This window comes from Pseudomonas sp. JV241A, assembly GCF_900275665.1.
GTDB classification, from domain to species: Bacteria; Pseudomonadota; Gammaproteobacteria; order Pseudomonadales; family Pseudomonadaceae; genus Aquipseudomonas; species Aquipseudomonas wadenswilerensis.
This window is the reverse complement of the sequence record NZ_OPYO01000013.1, coordinates 152693-168741: the sequence shown is the minus strand read 5'-3', so window position 1 is coordinate 168741 and position 16049 is coordinate 152693. Positions and strand designations below refer to the sequence as shown.

Genomic DNA, 16049 nt, shown 5'->3' with positions numbered 1-16049 from the left:
ATCAGGTATCCAGTAGCGTACGGGCAATGGCCTGCAGTTTACGGGTGAGCGGCCCCGGCGGCCAGTTCAGCGATGTAAAAGCCTGCACCGGCCAGATGCCATAGACGCTGTTGCAGACGAATACTTCGTCGGCCTGCTGCAGGTCCTGCAGGCTCAAGTCGGTTATCTGCAAGGGGATCGCGGCATCCCTGGCGTGATCGAGCAAGGCTGCACGCATCACCCCGGCCACACCACAGCGGCTCAGGTCGGCAGTCAGCAACTGACCGTCGCGCACCAGGAACAGGTTGCTATACACCCCTTCGATGATGCGCCCGGAAACATCGCGCATCAAACCTTCAGCATGCCCGGCATCCTGCCATTCGGCACGGGCCAGCACTTGCTCGAGGCGGTTGAGGTGTTTCAGGCCAGCCAGCAACGGCTGCTCGGCCAGGCGCGTCTGGCAATCGAACAGGCGAACGCCCTGCTCGGCATGTTGTGCGGGATAACCGGGCAAGGGATTGCCCTGGAGAATACGCCGTGGCGCCACGCCAGCGGCCGGCGCATAGCCGCGCTGGCTGTCGCCGCGGGTAACAATAAGCTTGAGTACGCCGTCACCCAGCAAGCTGGCGTAACGGCATAGCTCGTCGCGAATCAGGCCGTGATCGGCGCTGATCGCCAGGCGCTGGCAACCCAGCGCCAGGCGCTCGAGGTGGTACTCGAGCAACGATGACCGACCGGCACGTACGACGAGGGTCTCGAACAGACCATCGCCATAGGCCAGCCCCCGGCTTTGCAGCGTTAGCGCATCTGCCGGCAGGCCATCGACCCAGCTGTGCATCAGCCGGCGAACCGGCGGAACACCAGCGAGCCGTTGGTGCCACCAAAACCGAAGGAGTTGGACAGCACCACCTCGATCGGCATGGTCCGCGCCTGGTGTGGCACGAAGTCGAGGTCGCAACCTTCGCTCGGCTCATCCAGGTTGATGGTCGGCGGCGCCACCTGACTGTTGATCGACAGCACGCTGAAGATTGCCTCAACAGCACCGGCAGCACCCAGCAGGTGACCGGTCATCGACTTGGTCGAGCTGACGGCCAGCTTGTAGGCGTGGTCGCCGAACACCGACTTGATCGCCGAGGACTCTGCCAGATCGCCTGCTGGCGTCGACGTGCCATGTGCGTTGATGTAATCAACGTCACTGGCGTTCAGGCCGGCATCGCGCAGGGCGTTAACCATGCAGCGCGCAGCACCGCTGCCATCTTCTGGCGGCGAGGTCATGTGGTAGGCATCGCCACTCATGCCGAAACCAACCAGCTCGGCATAGATGGTCGCGCCGCGGGCCTTGGCGTGCTCGAGCTCTTCGAGTACCAGCGCACCGGCACCGTCGGCGAGGACGAAGCCATCACGGCCCTTGTCCCACGGACGGCTGGCACGGGTCGGGTCGTCATTGCGGGTCGACAGCGCCCGCGACGCACCGAAACCGCCCATGCCCAGACCGCAGGCAGCCATTTCCGCACCGCCGGCGATCATCACGTCGGCTTCACCGAAGGCAATGTTGCGCGCGGCCATGCCGATACAGTGGGTACCGGTGGTGCAAGCGGTGGAAATAGCGTAGTTAGGCCCCTGTACACCCAGATGGATCGACAGGAAACCAGAAATCATGTTGATGATCGAACCCGGTACGAAGAATGGCGAAATGCGCCGCGGGCCCTGATCATGCAAGGTCCGGCTGGTTTCTTCGATGTTGGTCAGGCCGCCGATACCCGAGCCCATGGCCACGCCAATGCGCTCGCGGTTGGCATCGGTCACTTCCAGGCCGGCATTACGCACTGCCTGAAAACCGGCTGCCAGGCCGTACTGGATGAACAGATCGAGCTTGCGGGCTTCCTTGACCGACAGGTACTGCTCGACTTCAAAGCCCTTTACCGAGCCGCCAAAACGGGTGGAGTAGGCAGACAGGTCAGTATGCTCGATCAGACCTATGCCACTGCGGCCAGCCAGAATGCCCTGCCAACTGCTCGGCACATCCGTACCCAGTGGCGACAGCATACCCATACCGGTGACCACGACGCGTCTACGCGACACAGCACTCTCCTTATTCAATTGACTACATCTCTTGTAAAGAAAAAACCGCACGCCGGCGAAGGCAGTGCGGTTTTTCCATGACAAGAAGCGACGACTACAACGTCTTAGGCCTGGTGGCTGGTGACGTAGTCGATAGCAGCTTGAACAGTAGTGATCTTCTCGGCTTCTTCGTCAGGGATTTCGGTCTCGAATTCCTCTTCCAGAGCCATCACCAGCTCAACGGTGTCAAGGGAATCGGCACCCAGATCTTCGACGAAGGAAGCAGTGTTCACTACTTCTTCTTCTTTAACGCCCAGTTGCTCGGCGACGATTTTCTTGACGCGTTCTTCGATGGTGCTCATACCTTGTTTTCACTCCTAATGGACATATGTCAGGCAGCTGGCCGGTGTGTAAGTGTATAGAAAGACGTCTGCTTTTCAAGCGCAACACGCCTTACGAGACCACACCCGCCAACCAACTAGAATCTGATTGCAGCTTTATAACGGATTTTAGACAGCTCGTATGACATTTTTTTGAAGCAATCCGTCACATTCGATTTTACATGTACATGCCGCCGTTGACCGGAATGGTCGCGCCGGTCACATAGCCTGCACCTTCAGAGGCCAGGAAAGCCACCACATTGGCGATTTCCTGAGCCTGGCCCAGACGTCCCAGAGGGATCTGGGTCTGCAGGGCTTCACGCTGAGCTTCAGGCAGCTCGCGAGTCATGTCAGTGTCGATGAAACCCGGGGTCACCGAGTTGACGGTAATCGCGCGCGAACCGACTTCACGCGCCAGAGCGCGACTGAAACCTTCCAGGCCCGCCTTGGCAGCAGCATAGTTGACCTGGCCGACGTTACCCATGGCACCGACCACCGAGCCGATGCTGATGATACGACCCCAACGCGCCTTGGTCATGCCACGCAGAACGCCCTTGGACAGACGGTAGAGGCTGTTCAGGTTGGTGTCGATGACGTCGAACCACTCGTCGTCCTTCATGCGCAGCATGAGGTTGTCGCGGGTGATGCCAGCGTTGTTGACCAGGATGGTCGGTGCGCCGAACTGCTCCTGGATCTTGGCCAGGGTGGCGGTGACCGACTCGTCGCTGGTCACGTTCAGTTCCAGGCCGGTACCGGTGACACCGTGCTCCTTGAGGGTCGCGGCGATACGCTCGGCGCCCGAAGCGGAGGTGGCGGTACCGATCACGGTAGCGCCCAGACGGCCCAGCTCCAGGGCGATAGCCTGGCCGATACCACGGCTGGCGCCGGTAACCAGGGCAACTTTACCTTGCAGGCTCATGCAAGTTTCTCCTAAATCAGGCCTGCGCCGCGAGGGTCGCGGCGAAAGCATCCGGGGTATTGAGGTTAGAGGTGTTGACGCCGTCGGCGCAGCGCTTGTTCAGGCCGGCCAGAACCTTGCCCGGGCCGCACTCGACCAGCTGTACCGCACCATTGGCGGCCAGGGTCTGCACACACTCGACCCAACGCACCGGCTTGTACAGTTGCTCCAGCAGGTCGCGCTTGAGGGTGTCGAGGTCCGCCGCAACGGCGGCACTGACGTTCTGCACCAGCGGGATCTGCGGGGCCTGCCAGTCGATGGCATTGACCGACTCGGCAAAGCGCTCGGCAGCCGGGCGCATCAGTTCACAGTGCGACGGCACGCTGACCGGCAGCGGCAGTGCACGCTTGGCGCCGGCAGCCTTGCAGGCTTCCATGGCGCGCTCGACGGCCGCCTTGGCACCGGCGATCACGACCTGGCCAGGCGAGTTGAAGTTGACCGCACTGACCACTTCGCCCTGGGCAGCTTCAGCGCAGATCCCCACGACGACAGCGTCGTCCAGGCCGAGAATTGCCGCCATGGCGCCCTGCCCGGCCGGAACGGCCTCTTGCATGAGTTCGCCGCGACGCTTGACCAGCTTCACAGCGTCACCCAGGCTCAGGCTGCCAGCGGCAACCAGGGCGCTGTATTCGCCCAGGCTGTGGCCGGAAACGAATGCCGGGCGCGCGCCGCCCTCGGCCAGCCACAGGCGCCACAAGGCGATCGAAGCGGTGAGGATGGCCGGCTGGGTTTTGTCGGTTTGGTTGAGTTGCTCTTCCGGACCGTTCTGGGTCAGCGCCCAGAGGTCATAGCCCAGAGCCTCGGAGGCCTCACGGAAGGTATCAATGACCAGCGGATACTGGGCGCCCAGCTCGGCGAGCATGCCGAGGGACTGCGAACCTTGACCGGGAAAGACGAATGCGAGGGATGCAGACATTGAACAAGCCCCTAGTGATCTTGTCGTCGGAAATAAAGCGCCCAGCACCAGGCTGAGCACAAGAAACTGAAGAGTTGGATGGTAACGAGGACCAAGCGGTCACATTTAACCACTTCCTGAGGCATATGCCTAAAGCAACAGGTCTTCCAGGCGACCGTGCAGGCGTTGCGGCAGGTTCTCCTGGATCTCGATCAGCGCCCGCTGGATGGCGCTCTGGAAGCCCTGCACGCCGGCAGAACCATGACTCTTGATGACGATGCCCTGCAGGCCGAGGAAGCTTGCGCCATTATGTCGCGCCGGCGCCAGGTCAGCCTGCAACCGGCGCAGCAGCGGCATGGCCACAGCCCCGGCCAGGCGCGCGCCAAGCCCGCCCTTGAACAGGGCCTCGATGCGCGAGCCGATCATGGTCGCCAGGCCTTCGCTGGACTTGAGCAGGATATTGCCGACAAAGCCGTCGCACACCACCACATCCGCCTCGCCACGGTACAGTCCGTCACCTTCGACGAAGCCGATGTAGTTCAGACCGCGGGCGTTCTGCAGCAGATTGGCAGCAAGCTTGACCTGCTGATTACCCTTGATGTCTTCGGTGCCGACGTTGAGCAAGGCCACACGCGGCCGGGAGATCCCCAGGGCCTGGGCGGCCACCGAGCCCATCACGGCGAACTGGTAGAGGTTTTCCGCGCTGCAGTCGACATTGGCGCCCAGATCGAGCAGCTGACAATAACCGGTTTGGGTGGGAATGGCGGCAACCATGGCCGGGCGATCGATGCCGGGCAGGGTTTTCAATACATAGCGCGACAACGCCATCAGCGCACCGGTGTTGCCGGCACTCACGCAGGCGTGAACCTTGCCATCACGCAATAGTTCCAGGGCCACGCGCATGGACGAATCGGGCTTGCCGCGCAGCGCCTGGGACGGCCGCTCGTCCATGCCGATCACTTCGCTGGCGGCCACGATCTGCAGGCGCGCGCGATCCGCTGCCGACTGGCCAGCGATAAGATCTTCAAGGAGGGAGGGTTGACCGACGAGGGTCAGGTGCAGCGAGGGGGTAGCCGACAGGCAAGCAATACTCGCCTGAACAATGCTGCGGGGACCGAAGTCCCCGCCCATTGCGTCAATCGCGATGATCTGAGCGGACAAGGATTACTCGTCAGCGCCCTTGTCGATCACTTTACGACCACGGTATACGCCTTCTGGCGATACGTGGTGACGCAGGTGCACTTCACCAGTGGTTTTCTCTACGGACAGAGCGTTTTCCGAGAGGGCGTCGTGCGAACGGCGCATGTCACGGGCAGAGCGGGATTTTTTGTTCTGCTGAACAGCCATAATTGATTAACTCCTAAACGTTTGGGTCACGCTTTAACTGCGCCAATACACTGAACGGGTTGGACCGTGTTACCTCGTCCTTGCTCGGTTCGGGCTCATCGGCGCCCGCCGGCTGCTGGCATTCTTCCGGATGATGAGCAGGCACGATAGGCAAGGCGAGCAGAAGCTCCTCCTCGACCAAGGCCTGCAGATCCAAAGGATCTTCGCCCAGTTCCAGCACGTCATAACCTTTCGGCAACGACTGGGTATTCGCACCCTCCTTCACCACGGCGTATGTAGTTTCGCTGTGGATCGGCAGGGTGACCAGCTCAAGACAACGCTGGCAAACCATCTTGACCTCGACGTGCAGGTCGGTGTGGATAACCACAGCCTTTTGCTCGTCGCGCTCAAAATCGAATTTAGCCTGCACCGTACCGACAGTGTCGGAAAGCGGGTCGCAGAGTCTCTCCAAATCGGCGAGTTGCAGTGTTCCTTCGAGGGAAACACCACGATCGGCCAATTTGCGCGGGTCAACGTGAGGTGGAATCGGGTCATTCAACATAGGCGCAGCATTCTAGGGATGACCCCCGCCCCTGTCAAAGGAAATTCGGCCCCGTTCAGCATGTTAGAATCGTTTCACCTGCCCAGGAGTCTATCATGCTGCCTTTATTACTGGCTTCCAGCTCACCTTACCGGCGCGAACTGCTCGAACGCCTGCGCCTGCCATTTAGCTGGGCGTCCCCGGATATCGACGAACAACGCCTGATTGAAGAACCCGCCCTTGACCTGGTCAAACGCCTGGCCCGGGAGAAAGCCCAGGCCCTGGCCGACAGCCACCCCAGACACCTGATCATTGGCTCCGACCAGGTCGCCGTGCTTGGCGAGCAGATCCTCGGCAAACCCCACACCTTTGAACGCGCCTGCGAGCAACTGCTGGCCGCCAGCGGCAATCACGTCACCTTTCTAACCGGCCTGGCGCTGCTCAACAGCGCTACCGGCCACTGCCAGGTCGACTGCGTGCCCTTCACGGTGAACATGCGCGAGCTGGACCTGCCGCGCATCGAGCGCTATCTGCGCGCCGAGCAACCCTACGACTGTGCCGGCAGCTTCAAGGCCGAAGGCCTGGGTGTGAGCCTGTTCCAGAGCACCCACGGGGTGGATGCCACCAGCCTGATCGGCCTGCCGCTGATTCGCCTGGTGGATATGCTGCTGACTGAAGGCGTGAACCTGCCCTGACACCTGCGGGAGCGAGCGGTCATATCGATATCACAGGGCAAGCCCGCCCCTACACAAATAAAAAGCCGACCTCGAAGGGTCGGCTTTTTCAATGCACCAGACAATCAGCGCAGCGATGGCCCCTGGAAGCCCATCCACATGGCCAGGTGCTCGGCAACACTGGCACCCAGGCGCTTGGAGAAGCGGTCGAACGGCGACTCCTCGACAGTGAAGTCAACCAACTCCTTCTCCCCCACCACCTCGCGCGCCACATAGCCAGCACTGCCCAGGCCATCCACCAACCCCAGCGCCAATGCTTGCTCGCCCGACCAGATCAGGCCACTGAACAGTTCAGGGTGTTCTTTGTCCTTGAGGCGCTCGCCACGGCCCTGCTTGACGCTGGCAATGAACTGCTTGTGGGTGGTTTCCAGCACACCCTGCCAGAACGCCGTCTCCGCAGGCTTTTGCGGCTGAAACGGATCGAGGAAGGCCTTGTGCTCACCCGCGGTATAGGTACGGCGCTCGACACCCAGCTTCTCCATGGTACCGACAAAACCGTAACCGGCCGCAGTCACACCGATGGAGCCAACCAGGCTGGCCTTGTCGGCGTAGATCTGATCAGCAGCACTGGCAATGTAATAGGCACCGGAAGCCCCCAGGTCACTGATGACCGCGTACAGCTTGATTGCCGGGTATTCGGCGCGCAGACGGCGAATTTCATCGTAGATGTAACCCGACTGCACCGGACTGCCACCCGGGCTGTTGATGCGCAGGATCACCGCCTTGGTTTTCGGGTCCTTGAACGCTTCACGCAGACCACCCACGATATTGTCGGCGCTGGCTGGCTCCTGGTCAGCGATCATGCCGCGCACTTCGACCAGCGCGGTATGGCTGACACTGCGCGAGGCCGTCTTGTCCATGTCCATCAATGGAGTAAACAGGGCAAGGATGCCGAACAGATAGACGAAGGTCAGCAGCTTGAAGAAAATCCCCCAGCGCCGGGCCCGACGCTGCTCCTGAACGCCGGCCAGCAGGGTTTTCTCCAGCAGCTTCCAGCTCTTCTGCTCTTCGTTGCCTTCGGCGCTGGGCGCCTTCCACTCGTCAGCCATGCTCACCTACCCTGGAATGTGCCGCCACAGGCGAGCGACGAAGCCAGGCCTGCAACTGCGAAAAATGATCGATACACACCTGTGGCCCGAAGGCGCTCAAGGCCTCCAGCGACATGGCGCCGTAGCCAACCGCGACCGAATGCATGCCGGCATTGCTGGCCATCAACAGGTCGAATGATGAATCCCCGACCATCAACGCACGCTGCGGCTCGACCTGGCAATGAGCAAGGATCTCCTCGAGCATCTGCGGGTGCGGCTTGCCGCGACTCTCGTCGGCTGCCCTGGTGATGTCGAAGTAACCCTCCCAACCGTTGGCGCGCAACACCCGATCAAGCCCGCGGCGGGCCTTGCCGGTAGCCACCGCCAGGCGATAGCCCTCGGCACGAAAGCCCTCCAGCGACTCGACCACACCGTCGAACAGTGGTGAAGGCTGGTCGTCCAGAGCCATGTAGACGTCAGCGTAATGCTGGCGGAACGCAGCCACCTGGACAGCATCGAGGTGCGGATACAGCACACTGATGGCTTCGGGCAACGCCAGGCCAATTATACCCTTGACCGCCTCGTCATCGCAGGTCGCATAGCCCGCGCGACCGGCGGCCAGGTGCATGGCCTCGACAATCCGGCCAATGGAATCGGCGAGGGTGCCGTCCCAGTCAAAGATCAGCAGGTCGTAATCACGCTGCACTCAGGCGCTCCACGGTCTTGGCCCACATATCGTCCACCGGCGCCTCGAGCTTGAGCTCGCCGCCATCAGGCAGCGGCACGGTCAGGGCGTAGGCATGCAGGAACAGGCGCTTGCCACCCAGGTCGCGGATCTCGCGGGTGAAATCTTCATCGCCATACTTGCTGTCGCCGGCGATGCAATGCCCGGCATGCAGGGCATGCACGCGAATCTGGTGGGTGCGCCCAGTGATCGGCCGCGCCTCGACAATCGTCGCGAACTCGCCGAAACGGCGCAGCACACGGAAGATCGTCAGCGCCTCTTTACCCTCGTCGTTGACCTCAACCATGCGCTCGCCGGAGCGCAGGTTGCTCTTGAGCAACGGGGCATTGACCTGCTTCTTGGCGGTAGCCCAGTGACCGCGAACCAGCGCCATGTAGCGCTTGTCGACACCATCACCACGCAGGGCGGCGTGCAGGTGACGCAACATGCTGCGCTTCTTGGCGATCATCAACAGGCCAGAGGTGTCGCGGTCCAGGCGATGGACCAGCTCCAGCTCCTTGGCATCCGGACGCATCTGACGAAAGGCTTCGATCACACCAAAATTCAGGCCGCTGCCACCATGCACGGCAATGCCGGCGGGCTTGTTGAGCACAATCAGGGCCTTGTCTTCGTAGACGATCGCCGCCTCGAGACGTTGAAGCAAACCCTGGGCCACCGGCACCGGTTCGTCGCGCTCAGGCAGACGAACGGGCGGCACGCGCACGATGTCACCGGCCTGCAACTTGTACTCGGGCTTGATCCGGCCCTTGTTCACGCGCACTTCGCCTTTACGCAAAATGCGGTAAATCAAGGTCTTGGGAACACCCTTGAGCGCAGTGATGAGAAAATTATCGATTCGTTGGCCGGCAAGTTCCGGCGCGACCTCGATCAGCTGGACGCCGGAGGTCGGAGGGGCATTAGTCGTCATTTGCCAATCATAACAATTTTTTATGGATTTGAAGCACTTAATGATTGCTGCTATAGTCGCGAACGCCGCCAAAAGCGGCTGGCCAGCGGACTCACGGCTTATAGCCGGCCCTGACCGACGCAATTCTCGAGGACGCGAGGCCGTCCGACGGGGCTTTCGCCAGTTTACAGAAATGCCTGGAATCGCCACCAGCGCCGCGCAGAGAAGACCGATAAAAAACTACAAGAGCGGTATTTCACCCTCCCCCACGTTTTTTTTCGCTGCCACTCTGTCAGTGCCGTCAATTTCACGCAGTCATGGCGACGGCTTCGGAAATACCAGCCTTGGACATAAAAGGCGCGGGCTCCCGTATGGAGCTGGCGAAAATGCAACCCGTTGCGGATTCAGCGCGCGGCAGCACCCGAATTATCAGGGATACGTGTAGGGTGGAGATGCACAACCGTCGGACCGTGTAGCACTGCGTCCAGTCCACCGGCCTATTGGCCAGGCGACCGGACCCGGTCTTGATCAAGATGCCCCACGGGCGTCCACGGCCGAAGGCTGATTCCTCCTCCTGACTGAGTGCATTTGACACCACAGCAAGCAGGACGCGTCGTCGCGACTTCGGCAGTACTGGGTGACCAGTCGGACTCGAAAGTTGCTGGACACGGGGGTGGCCCGCCACCCCTTGCGCACCTGACACAGACCGTGAGAAGTCGTGTGTGCCGAACGCCGTTTCCGGCAGCCCGGAAACCGACGGTATTACATGAAAAGAATGCTGATTAACGCGACTCAACCCGAAGAGTTGCGTGTAGCTCTGGTGGACGGCCAACGTCTCTACGACCTGGACATCGAGTCCGGCGCGCGTGAGCAGAAGAAGGCCAACATCTACAAAGGCCGGATCACCCGGATCGAACCTAGCCTTGAAGCCGCTTTCGTCGACTTCGGCTCCGAGCGTCACGGCTTCCTGCCGCTGAAGGAAATCTCCCGCGAATACTTCAAGAAGTCGCCCGAAGGCCGGGTGAACATCAAGGAAGTGCTCAGCGAAGGCCAGGAAGTCATCGTCCAGGTCGAGAAAGAAGAGCGCGGCAACAAGGGCGCCGCCCTGACCACCTTCATCAGCCTGGCCGGTCGTTACCTGGTACTGATGCCGAACAACCCGCGTGCCGGTGGCATCTCCCGTCGCATCGAAGGCGAAGAGCGCAACGAACTGCGCGAAGCCCTCAACGGCCTGGTCGCCCCTGCCGACATGGGCCTGATCGTGCGCACTGCCGGCCTTGGCCGCAGCAGCGAAGAAATGCAGTGGGACCTCGACTACCTGCTGCAGCTGTGGACCGCGATCAAGGAAGCCTCCCAGGACCGCGCCGCGCCATTCCTGATCTACCAGGAAAGCAACGTCATCATCCGCGCCATCCGTGACTACCTGCGTCAGGATATCGGCGAAGTACTGATCGACAGCATCGACGCCCAGGAAGAAGCCCTGACCTTCATCCGCCAGGTGATGCCGCAGTACGCCAGCAAGATCAAGCTGTACGAAGACAGCGTGCCGCTGTTCAACCGTTTCCAGATCGAAAGCCAGATCGAAACCGCCTTCCAGCGCGTCGTCGACCTGCCGTCCGGCGGCTCGATCGTCATCGACCCGACCGAAGCCCTGGTCTCCATCGACATCAACTCGGCGCGCGCCACCAAAGGCAGCGACATCGAGGAAACCGCCCTGCAGACCAACCTGGAAGCGGCTGAGGAAATCGCCCGCCAGCTGCGTCTGCGTGACATCGGCGGCCTGATCGTGATCGACTTCATCGACATGACCCCGGCCAAGAACCAGCGCGCCGTGGAAGAAAAAGTCCGCGAATGCCTGGAAGCCGACCGTGCCCGTGTACAGGTTGGCCGCATCTCGCGCTTCGGCCTGCTGGAAATGTCCCGTCAGCGCCTGCGCCCATCGCTTGGCGAAAGCAGCGGCATCGTCTGCCCACGCTGCAGCGGCACCGGCATCATCCGTGACGTCGAATCGCTGTCGCTGGCCATCCTGCGCCTGATCGAAGAAGAAGCCCTGAAAGACCGCACCGCCGAAGTCCGCGCCCAAGTGCCGATTCCGGTTGCAGCCTTCCTGCTCAACGAAAAACGCAATTCGATCACCAAGATCGAGCTGCGCACCCGGGCCCGTATCGTCATTCTGCCGAACGATCACCTGGAAACCCCGCATTTCGAAGTCCAGCGCCTGCGCGACGACAGCCCGGAAGCCCTTAGCGGCCAGTCCAGCTACGAAATCACCGCCGCCGAGACCGAAGAAGTCCAGCCGACTGCCGCCACCCGCACCCTGGTGCGCCAGGAAGCCGCCGTCAAGACCGCTCCGGCCCGCGCCAACGCCCCGGTACCTGCCGAAGCTGCCGCACCAGTGGCCGCTCCAGTCCAGCACACACCTGAGCCAAGCCTGTTCAAAGGTCTGGTGAAGTCGCTGGTCAGCCTGTTCGCCGGCAAGGACGAACCTGCCGCCGCAGCGCCTGTGGTTGCCGAGAAGCCTGCCACCGAACGCCCGCAGCGCAACGAAGAACGCCGCAACGGTCGCCAGCAGAGCCGCAACCGCAACGGCCGCCGTGATGAAGACCGCAAACCGCGTGAAGAACGTGCCGAGCGCGCCCCACGTGAAGAGCGTCAGCCACGCGAAGCCCGCGAAGAAGCACCTGCCCGTGAAGAGCGCGCACCACGTCAACCGCGTGAAGAGCGTCAACCACGCGCACCACGTGAAGAACGCCGCCCCCGCGAGGACCGTCCGGTCCGCGAACTGCGCGAGCCACTGGACGCAGCCACCCCGGCCGTAAGCGAAGAACGCCCTGAACGCGCCCCGCGCGAAGAGCGTCAGCCTCGTGAAGAACGCGCACCACGTGAAGAGCGCGCACCGCGCGAAGAACGTGCTCCGCGTGAAGAACGTGCCCCACGTGAAGAGCGCCAACCGCGTCCGCCGCGTGAAGAGCGTCAGCCTCGCCCAGCCGAACAGGCTGCTGAAGCTGCTGAAGAGCAACTGCCGAACGAAGAGCTGCTGCAGGATGACAACCTGGAAGGCACCGAAGGCGAACGCCCTCGCCGCCGCTCCCGTGGCCAGCGTCGCCGCAGCAACCGTCGCGAGCGTCAACGCGATGCCAACGGCAACCTGGTAGAAGGTTCGGAAGAAGGCAGCGAAGAGCAGCCGCAAGCCACCGAGCTGGGTGCTGAACTGGCCGCTGGCCTGGCCGTGACTGCCGCTGTTGCCACCAGCAACATCAGCGCCGCTGCCGAAGCCGAAGCCAACCAGCAGGCCGAACGCGCCACTGCCACAATCGAAGAGCCGGCTGTTGTTGAAGTTGCTACCAGCGAAACCGTCGTCGTCGAAGCTGCTCAGCCAGTGGTTGAAGCCTCTGAAGTCGCCGAAGTGGTTGAAACCGCTCAGGCTGCTGAAGTCGCTGCCGCACCGGTTGTCGAGCAACCCTTTACTGCCCCGGTCGAAGCACCAGCAGCAGTAGAAGCCAGTATCGCTCCAGTAGTCGAAGCCCCTGTTGCTGCGCCAGCTGAAGTGGTCGAGCCTGTTGCCGCGGTCGAGCCAGAGCCTGAAGTCCAGGCACCGGTTGTGGCCGAGCCAGTGGTTGCCGTCGAAGCAGTCGAAGCGCCTGCGCCAGTTGTCGAGCCAGCACCGGTTGAAGAGCCGGCACCTGCTGTCGAAGCACCGGCCAGCGCCCTGACCAGCAGCGGTCGCGCGCCGAACGATCCACGTGAAGTACGCCGTCGCAAGCGTGAAGCCGAAGCTGCCGCAGCCGCCGCTGCAGCGGTCGCCGCCGAAGCCAGCGCTGCCGTAGTCGCTGAAGAAGCGCCTGCTGCACCGGCTGAACAAGTGGTCGAAGAGAAACTGGAAACCGCAGAAGAGCATAAACCGCTCGTCTGATCATCCAGGCTGAAAAAAAGCCCCGCCAGGTAACTGGCGGGGCTTTTTTTATGGCCTGTGGGAGCGGGCTTGCCCCGCGATATTGCCAGTGTAGCCAGCACAGCAGGCAACACCTGTACCTCAATCGCGGGGCAAGCCCGCTCTCACAGAACAACACAGCGTATTCAGTACAGGTTCGGCTCCATTTCCAGCTCAACCCCGAAGCGCTCAAGGATATCGGCCTGGATTTTCTGCGCCAGCTGATGCAACTGCACCCCGGTCGCCTGGCCATAATTGACCAGCACCAACGACTGCAAGCGGTGCACCCCGGCATCGCCTTCACGATGGCCCTTCCAGCCCGCCTGCTCGATCAACCAACCGGCAGCCAGCTTGAACTGGCCATCAGCCTGTGGATAAGCCACCAGCCCCGGATACTGCAAACGGATCCTGTCGGCCAGCACTGCAGCCACCACCGGGTTCTTGAAGAAACTCCCGGCATTACCCAGCTCAAGCGGATCGGGCAGCTTCTCCCGCCGAATGCTGCAAATCGCATCACTGACGTTTTGCGCGGTCGGCTGACTGACGCCCTGCTCGCTCAGGCGCTGACGCACCGGGCCGTAATCCAGATGGGCATGCATGACCCGACTCAAGGCAAAGCGCACACGCAGGATCACCCAGCGCCCCGGATTACGCTTGAACAGGCTGTCACGGTAGGCAAAGGCGCACTCTTCCAGGCTGAAGTCGCGCAGTTCACCGGTCTGGCGATCCAGCGCGGTAAGCCCGGCGAACACATCCTTGATCTCGACACCGTAGGCGCCAATGTTCTGCATCGGCGCGGCGCCCACCGTGCCGGGGATCAAGCTGAGGTTCTCCAGCCCGGCCAGCCCCTGGGACAAGCTCCACTGCACGAACGGATGCCAGGGTTCGCCAGCTTCGGCCTCGACCACAACCCGCTCGCCGCGCTCAGTCAGGATGCGCAGGCCACGGCTGGCCATGCGCAGCACCAGCGCCTGGATATCGGCGGTCAACAGCAGGTTGCTACCGCCACCCACCACCAGCACCGGCACACCCTGCTCACCCGCCTGGGCCAACGCCTGCCGCACCTCATCGTCGTTGTGGGCTTCGGTGAAGTACCGAGCCCTCACATCGATGCCAAAGGTGTTATACGGCTTGAGCGATACCTGTTGCTGCCACTGCACGCTCATAGACGACCCTTGAGTTCGATGACCAAACGACTGCAGGCGGCTTCGATCAGGTCGAGGACCTCTTCGAAATCCTGCTCGGCGCCGTAGTAAGGATCCGGCACCTCGTCCAGCGCGCCTTCATAGCGGCGCAGGAACAGGTCCAGCTCGGCCTTGGCCCCGGCCGGGCGCATGGCCTGCAGATGGCCAAGATTGCTCTTGTCCATGGCCAGGATCAGGTCGCATTCATTGAAGTGCGCGGCCTTGATCTGCTGCGCACGCTGTTGCGACAAGTCATAGCCACGCATGCGCGCAGTGCGGCAGGTGCGGGTATCCGGCTGCTTGCCGACATGCCAGTCACCGGTACCGGCCGACGCCACTTCGATCAACTCACCCAGACCTTCAGCCTGCAATTGTTGCCGCAGCACGCCTTCGGCGGTGGGCGAGCGGCAGATATTGCCCAGGCACACGAACAAAACCCGCATCAGGCCTCCAGCAAGCGCCGTACGCGCTCCAGGTCTTCAGGGGTGTCGACCCCCACCGGCGGCGCATCGATGGCATCGGCAACGTGAATACGCACGCCATGCCAGAGGGCCCGCAGTTGTTCCAGCGATTCGGTCTTCTCCAGCCAGCACGGACCCCAGGCGACGAAATCCTGCAGGAAGCCGGCCCGGTAGGCGTACATGCCGATATGACGGCGGTACGGCACACCTTGCGGCAGTTGCTCGCGGCTCTGCGCCAGGGCATCCCGCGCCCAGGGCAACGGTGCGCGGCTGAAGGTCAGGGCCAGACCGTTGCAATCGCTGACCACCTTGACCGCATTGGGGTTGAACAGCGCTTCGACGTCGCTGATCGGTTCGGCCAGGGTGGCGATACCCGCCTCCGGATGGGCAGCCAGGTTGGCCGCCACCTGATCGATGATCACCGGCGGAATCAGCGGCTCGTCACCCTGGACGTTGACCACGATGGCATCGGCAGCCAGGCCCAGCTTGGCAGCCACTTCGGCCAGGCGGTCGGTACCGGAGTCATGGTCTTCGCGGGTCATCAGCACTTCGGCGCCGAAGGCCTCGCAGACCTTGAAGATGCCCGCGTCATCGGTGGCAATTACCACGCGGCTGGCGCTGCTTCTGCGCGCCTGTTCCCAGACGTGCTGGATCATCGGCTTGCCGGCGATCGGCAGCAATGGCTTGCCCGGCAAGCGCGTGGAGCGCAGCCGCGCCGGAATCACAACGGTAAAGGCCAGGCTCATTTGTCCAGACGCTCGTCATCGGTCAGGGTGCGGGCTTCGCTTTCAAGCATCACCGGGATGCCGTCGCGGATCGGGTAGGCGAGACCGGCACCCTTGCTGATCAGCTCGGTCTTGTCGGCGCTGAGCTTGAGCGGGCCCTTGCAGATCGGGCAGGCAAGGATATCGAGCAATTTGGTGTCCATGGAAATTCCTCA

The 16049-nt window shown here is 62.2% G+C and carries 17 protein-coding genes; 2 read left to right on the top strand and 15 right to left on the bottom strand.

The features are described 5' to 3' along the window. Nucleotide 1: 1 nt before the first annotated feature. From pabC to JV241A_RS07420, 8 genes are all read right to left on the bottom strand, one after another. Nucleotides 2-817, bottom strand: coding sequence for an aminodeoxychorismate lyase (gene pabC / locus JV241A_RS07455; protein WP_134061784.1), 816 nt, complete (start codon nucleotides 815-817; stop codon nucleotides 2-4). Then, nucleotides 817-2061 (bottom strand): beta-ketoacyl-ACP synthase II, encoded by a 1245-nt coding sequence (fabF, locus tag JV241A_RS07450; protein WP_115085927.1) that lies wholly within the window; start codon nucleotides 2059-2061, stop codon nucleotides 817-819. Before fabF ends, pabC begins: the two co-directional genes overlap by 1 nt. A gap of 104 nt (nucleotides 2062-2165) precedes the next feature. Beyond that, the gene (gene acpP, locus JV241A_RS07445) at nucleotides 2166-2402 is read right to left on the bottom strand and encodes an acyl carrier protein (RefSeq protein WP_003175607.1); all 237 of its coding nucleotides are present in this window, start codon (nucleotides 2400-2402) and stop codon (nucleotides 2166-2168) included. Nucleotides 2403-2598: 196 nt separating this feature from the next. Further along, nucleotides 2599-3339, bottom strand: coding sequence for a 3-oxoacyl-ACP reductase FabG (fabG, locus tag JV241A_RS07440; protein ID WP_134061782.1), 741 nt, complete (start codon nucleotides 3337-3339; stop codon nucleotides 2599-2601). 16 nt (nucleotides 3340-3355) lie between these two features. After that, the gene (gene fabD, locus JV241A_RS07435; RefSeq protein ID WP_134061780.1) at nucleotides 3356-4294 is read right to left on the bottom strand and encodes an ACP S-malonyltransferase; all 939 of its coding nucleotides are present in this window, start codon (nucleotides 4292-4294) and stop codon (nucleotides 3356-3358) included. Between the two features lie 129 nt (nucleotides 4295-4423). Then, the gene (gene plsX / locus JV241A_RS07430) at nucleotides 4424-5434 is read right to left on the bottom strand and encodes a phosphate acyltransferase PlsX (protein ID WP_115085924.1); all 1011 of its coding nucleotides are present in this window, start codon (nucleotides 5432-5434) and stop codon (nucleotides 4424-4426) included. Nucleotides 5435-5437: 3 nt separating this feature from the next. Then, nucleotides 5438-5620, bottom strand: coding sequence for a 50S ribosomal protein L32 (rpmF, locus tag JV241A_RS07425; RefSeq protein WP_010223221.1), 183 nt, complete (start codon nucleotides 5618-5620; stop codon nucleotides 5438-5440). A 13-nt stretch (nucleotides 5621-5633) separates the two neighbouring features. Next, nucleotides 5634-6161, bottom strand: coding sequence for a YceD family protein (locus JV241A_RS07420; RefSeq protein ID WP_115085923.1), 528 nt, complete (start codon nucleotides 6159-6161; stop codon nucleotides 5634-5636). A gap of 95 nt (nucleotides 6162-6256) precedes the next feature. Between JV241A_RS07420 and JV241A_RS07415 the strand changes: the two genes are divergently transcribed. Next, nucleotides 6257-6835: a nucleoside triphosphate pyrophosphatase gene (locus JV241A_RS07415; protein WP_134061778.1), complete on the top strand. Its 579-nt coding sequence runs from the start codon at nucleotides 6257-6259 to the stop codon at nucleotides 6833-6835. Nucleotides 6836-6939: 104 nt separating this feature from the next. Here the strand turns inward: JV241A_RS07415 and JV241A_RS07410 are convergent, their stop codons facing one another. Genes JV241A_RS07410 through rluC form a run of 3 tightly spaced genes read right to left on the bottom strand, consistent with a single transcriptional unit; the run spans nucleotide 6940 to nucleotide 9554 of the window. Continuing rightward, a complete protein-coding gene (locus JV241A_RS07410) occupies nucleotides 6940-7923 on the bottom strand; it encodes a S49 family peptidase (RefSeq protein ID WP_115085921.1) in 984 nt (327 codons plus the stop codon). Next, nucleotides 7916-8608 carry an HAD family hydrolase gene (locus JV241A_RS07405; RefSeq protein WP_115085920.1) on the bottom strand — a complete coding sequence of 231 codons (693 nt, stop codon included), beginning with the start codon at nucleotides 8606-8608 and terminating at the stop codon, nucleotides 7916-7918. Before JV241A_RS07405 ends, JV241A_RS07410 begins: the two co-directional genes overlap by 8 nt. Further along, the gene (rluC, locus tag JV241A_RS07400) at nucleotides 8598-9554 is read right to left on the bottom strand and encodes a 23S rRNA pseudouridine(955/2504/2580) synthase RluC (protein ID WP_115085919.1); all 957 of its coding nucleotides are present in this window, start codon (nucleotides 9552-9554) and stop codon (nucleotides 8598-8600) included. The genes JV241A_RS07405 and rluC overlap by 11 nt, the downstream gene beginning before the upstream one ends. A 745-nt stretch (nucleotides 9555-10299) precedes the next feature. Here rluC and rne point away from each other — a divergent pair. Next, on the top strand, nucleotides 10300-13446 hold the full coding sequence (gene rne / locus JV241A_RS07395; RefSeq protein ID WP_240047840.1) for a ribonuclease E: 3147 nt from the start codon (nucleotides 10300-10302) through the stop codon (nucleotides 13444-13446). Between the two features lie 164 nt (nucleotides 13447-13610). Here rne and murB read toward each other — a convergent pair whose 3' ends face one another. The 4 genes from murB to JV241A_RS07375 are packed head-to-tail and all read right to left on the bottom strand — an operon-like array spanning nucleotide 13611 to nucleotide 16037. Then, nucleotides 13611-14630 (bottom strand): UDP-N-acetylmuramate dehydrogenase, encoded by a 1020-nt coding sequence (murB, locus tag JV241A_RS07390; RefSeq protein ID WP_134061774.1) that lies wholly within the window; start codon nucleotides 14628-14630, stop codon nucleotides 13611-13613. Continuing rightward, complete coding sequence (locus tag JV241A_RS07385) at nucleotides 14627-15091, bottom strand: low molecular weight protein-tyrosine-phosphatase (RefSeq protein WP_115085916.1); 465 nt, start codon at nucleotides 15089-15091, stop codon at nucleotides 14627-14629. The genes murB and JV241A_RS07385 overlap by 4 nt, the downstream gene beginning before the upstream one ends. After that, a complete protein-coding gene (gene kdsB / locus JV241A_RS07380; RefSeq protein ID WP_115085915.1) occupies nucleotides 15091-15855 on the bottom strand; it encodes a 3-deoxy-manno-octulosonate cytidylyltransferase in 765 nt (254 codons plus the stop codon). The genes JV241A_RS07385 and kdsB overlap by 1 nt, the downstream gene beginning before the upstream one ends. After that, nucleotides 15852-16037, bottom strand: coding sequence for a Trm112 family protein (locus tag JV241A_RS07375; RefSeq protein WP_038994143.1), 186 nt, complete (start codon nucleotides 16035-16037; stop codon nucleotides 15852-15854). Before JV241A_RS07375 ends, kdsB begins: the two co-directional genes overlap by 4 nt. Between the last annotated feature and the right edge of the window lie 12 nt (nucleotides 16038-16049).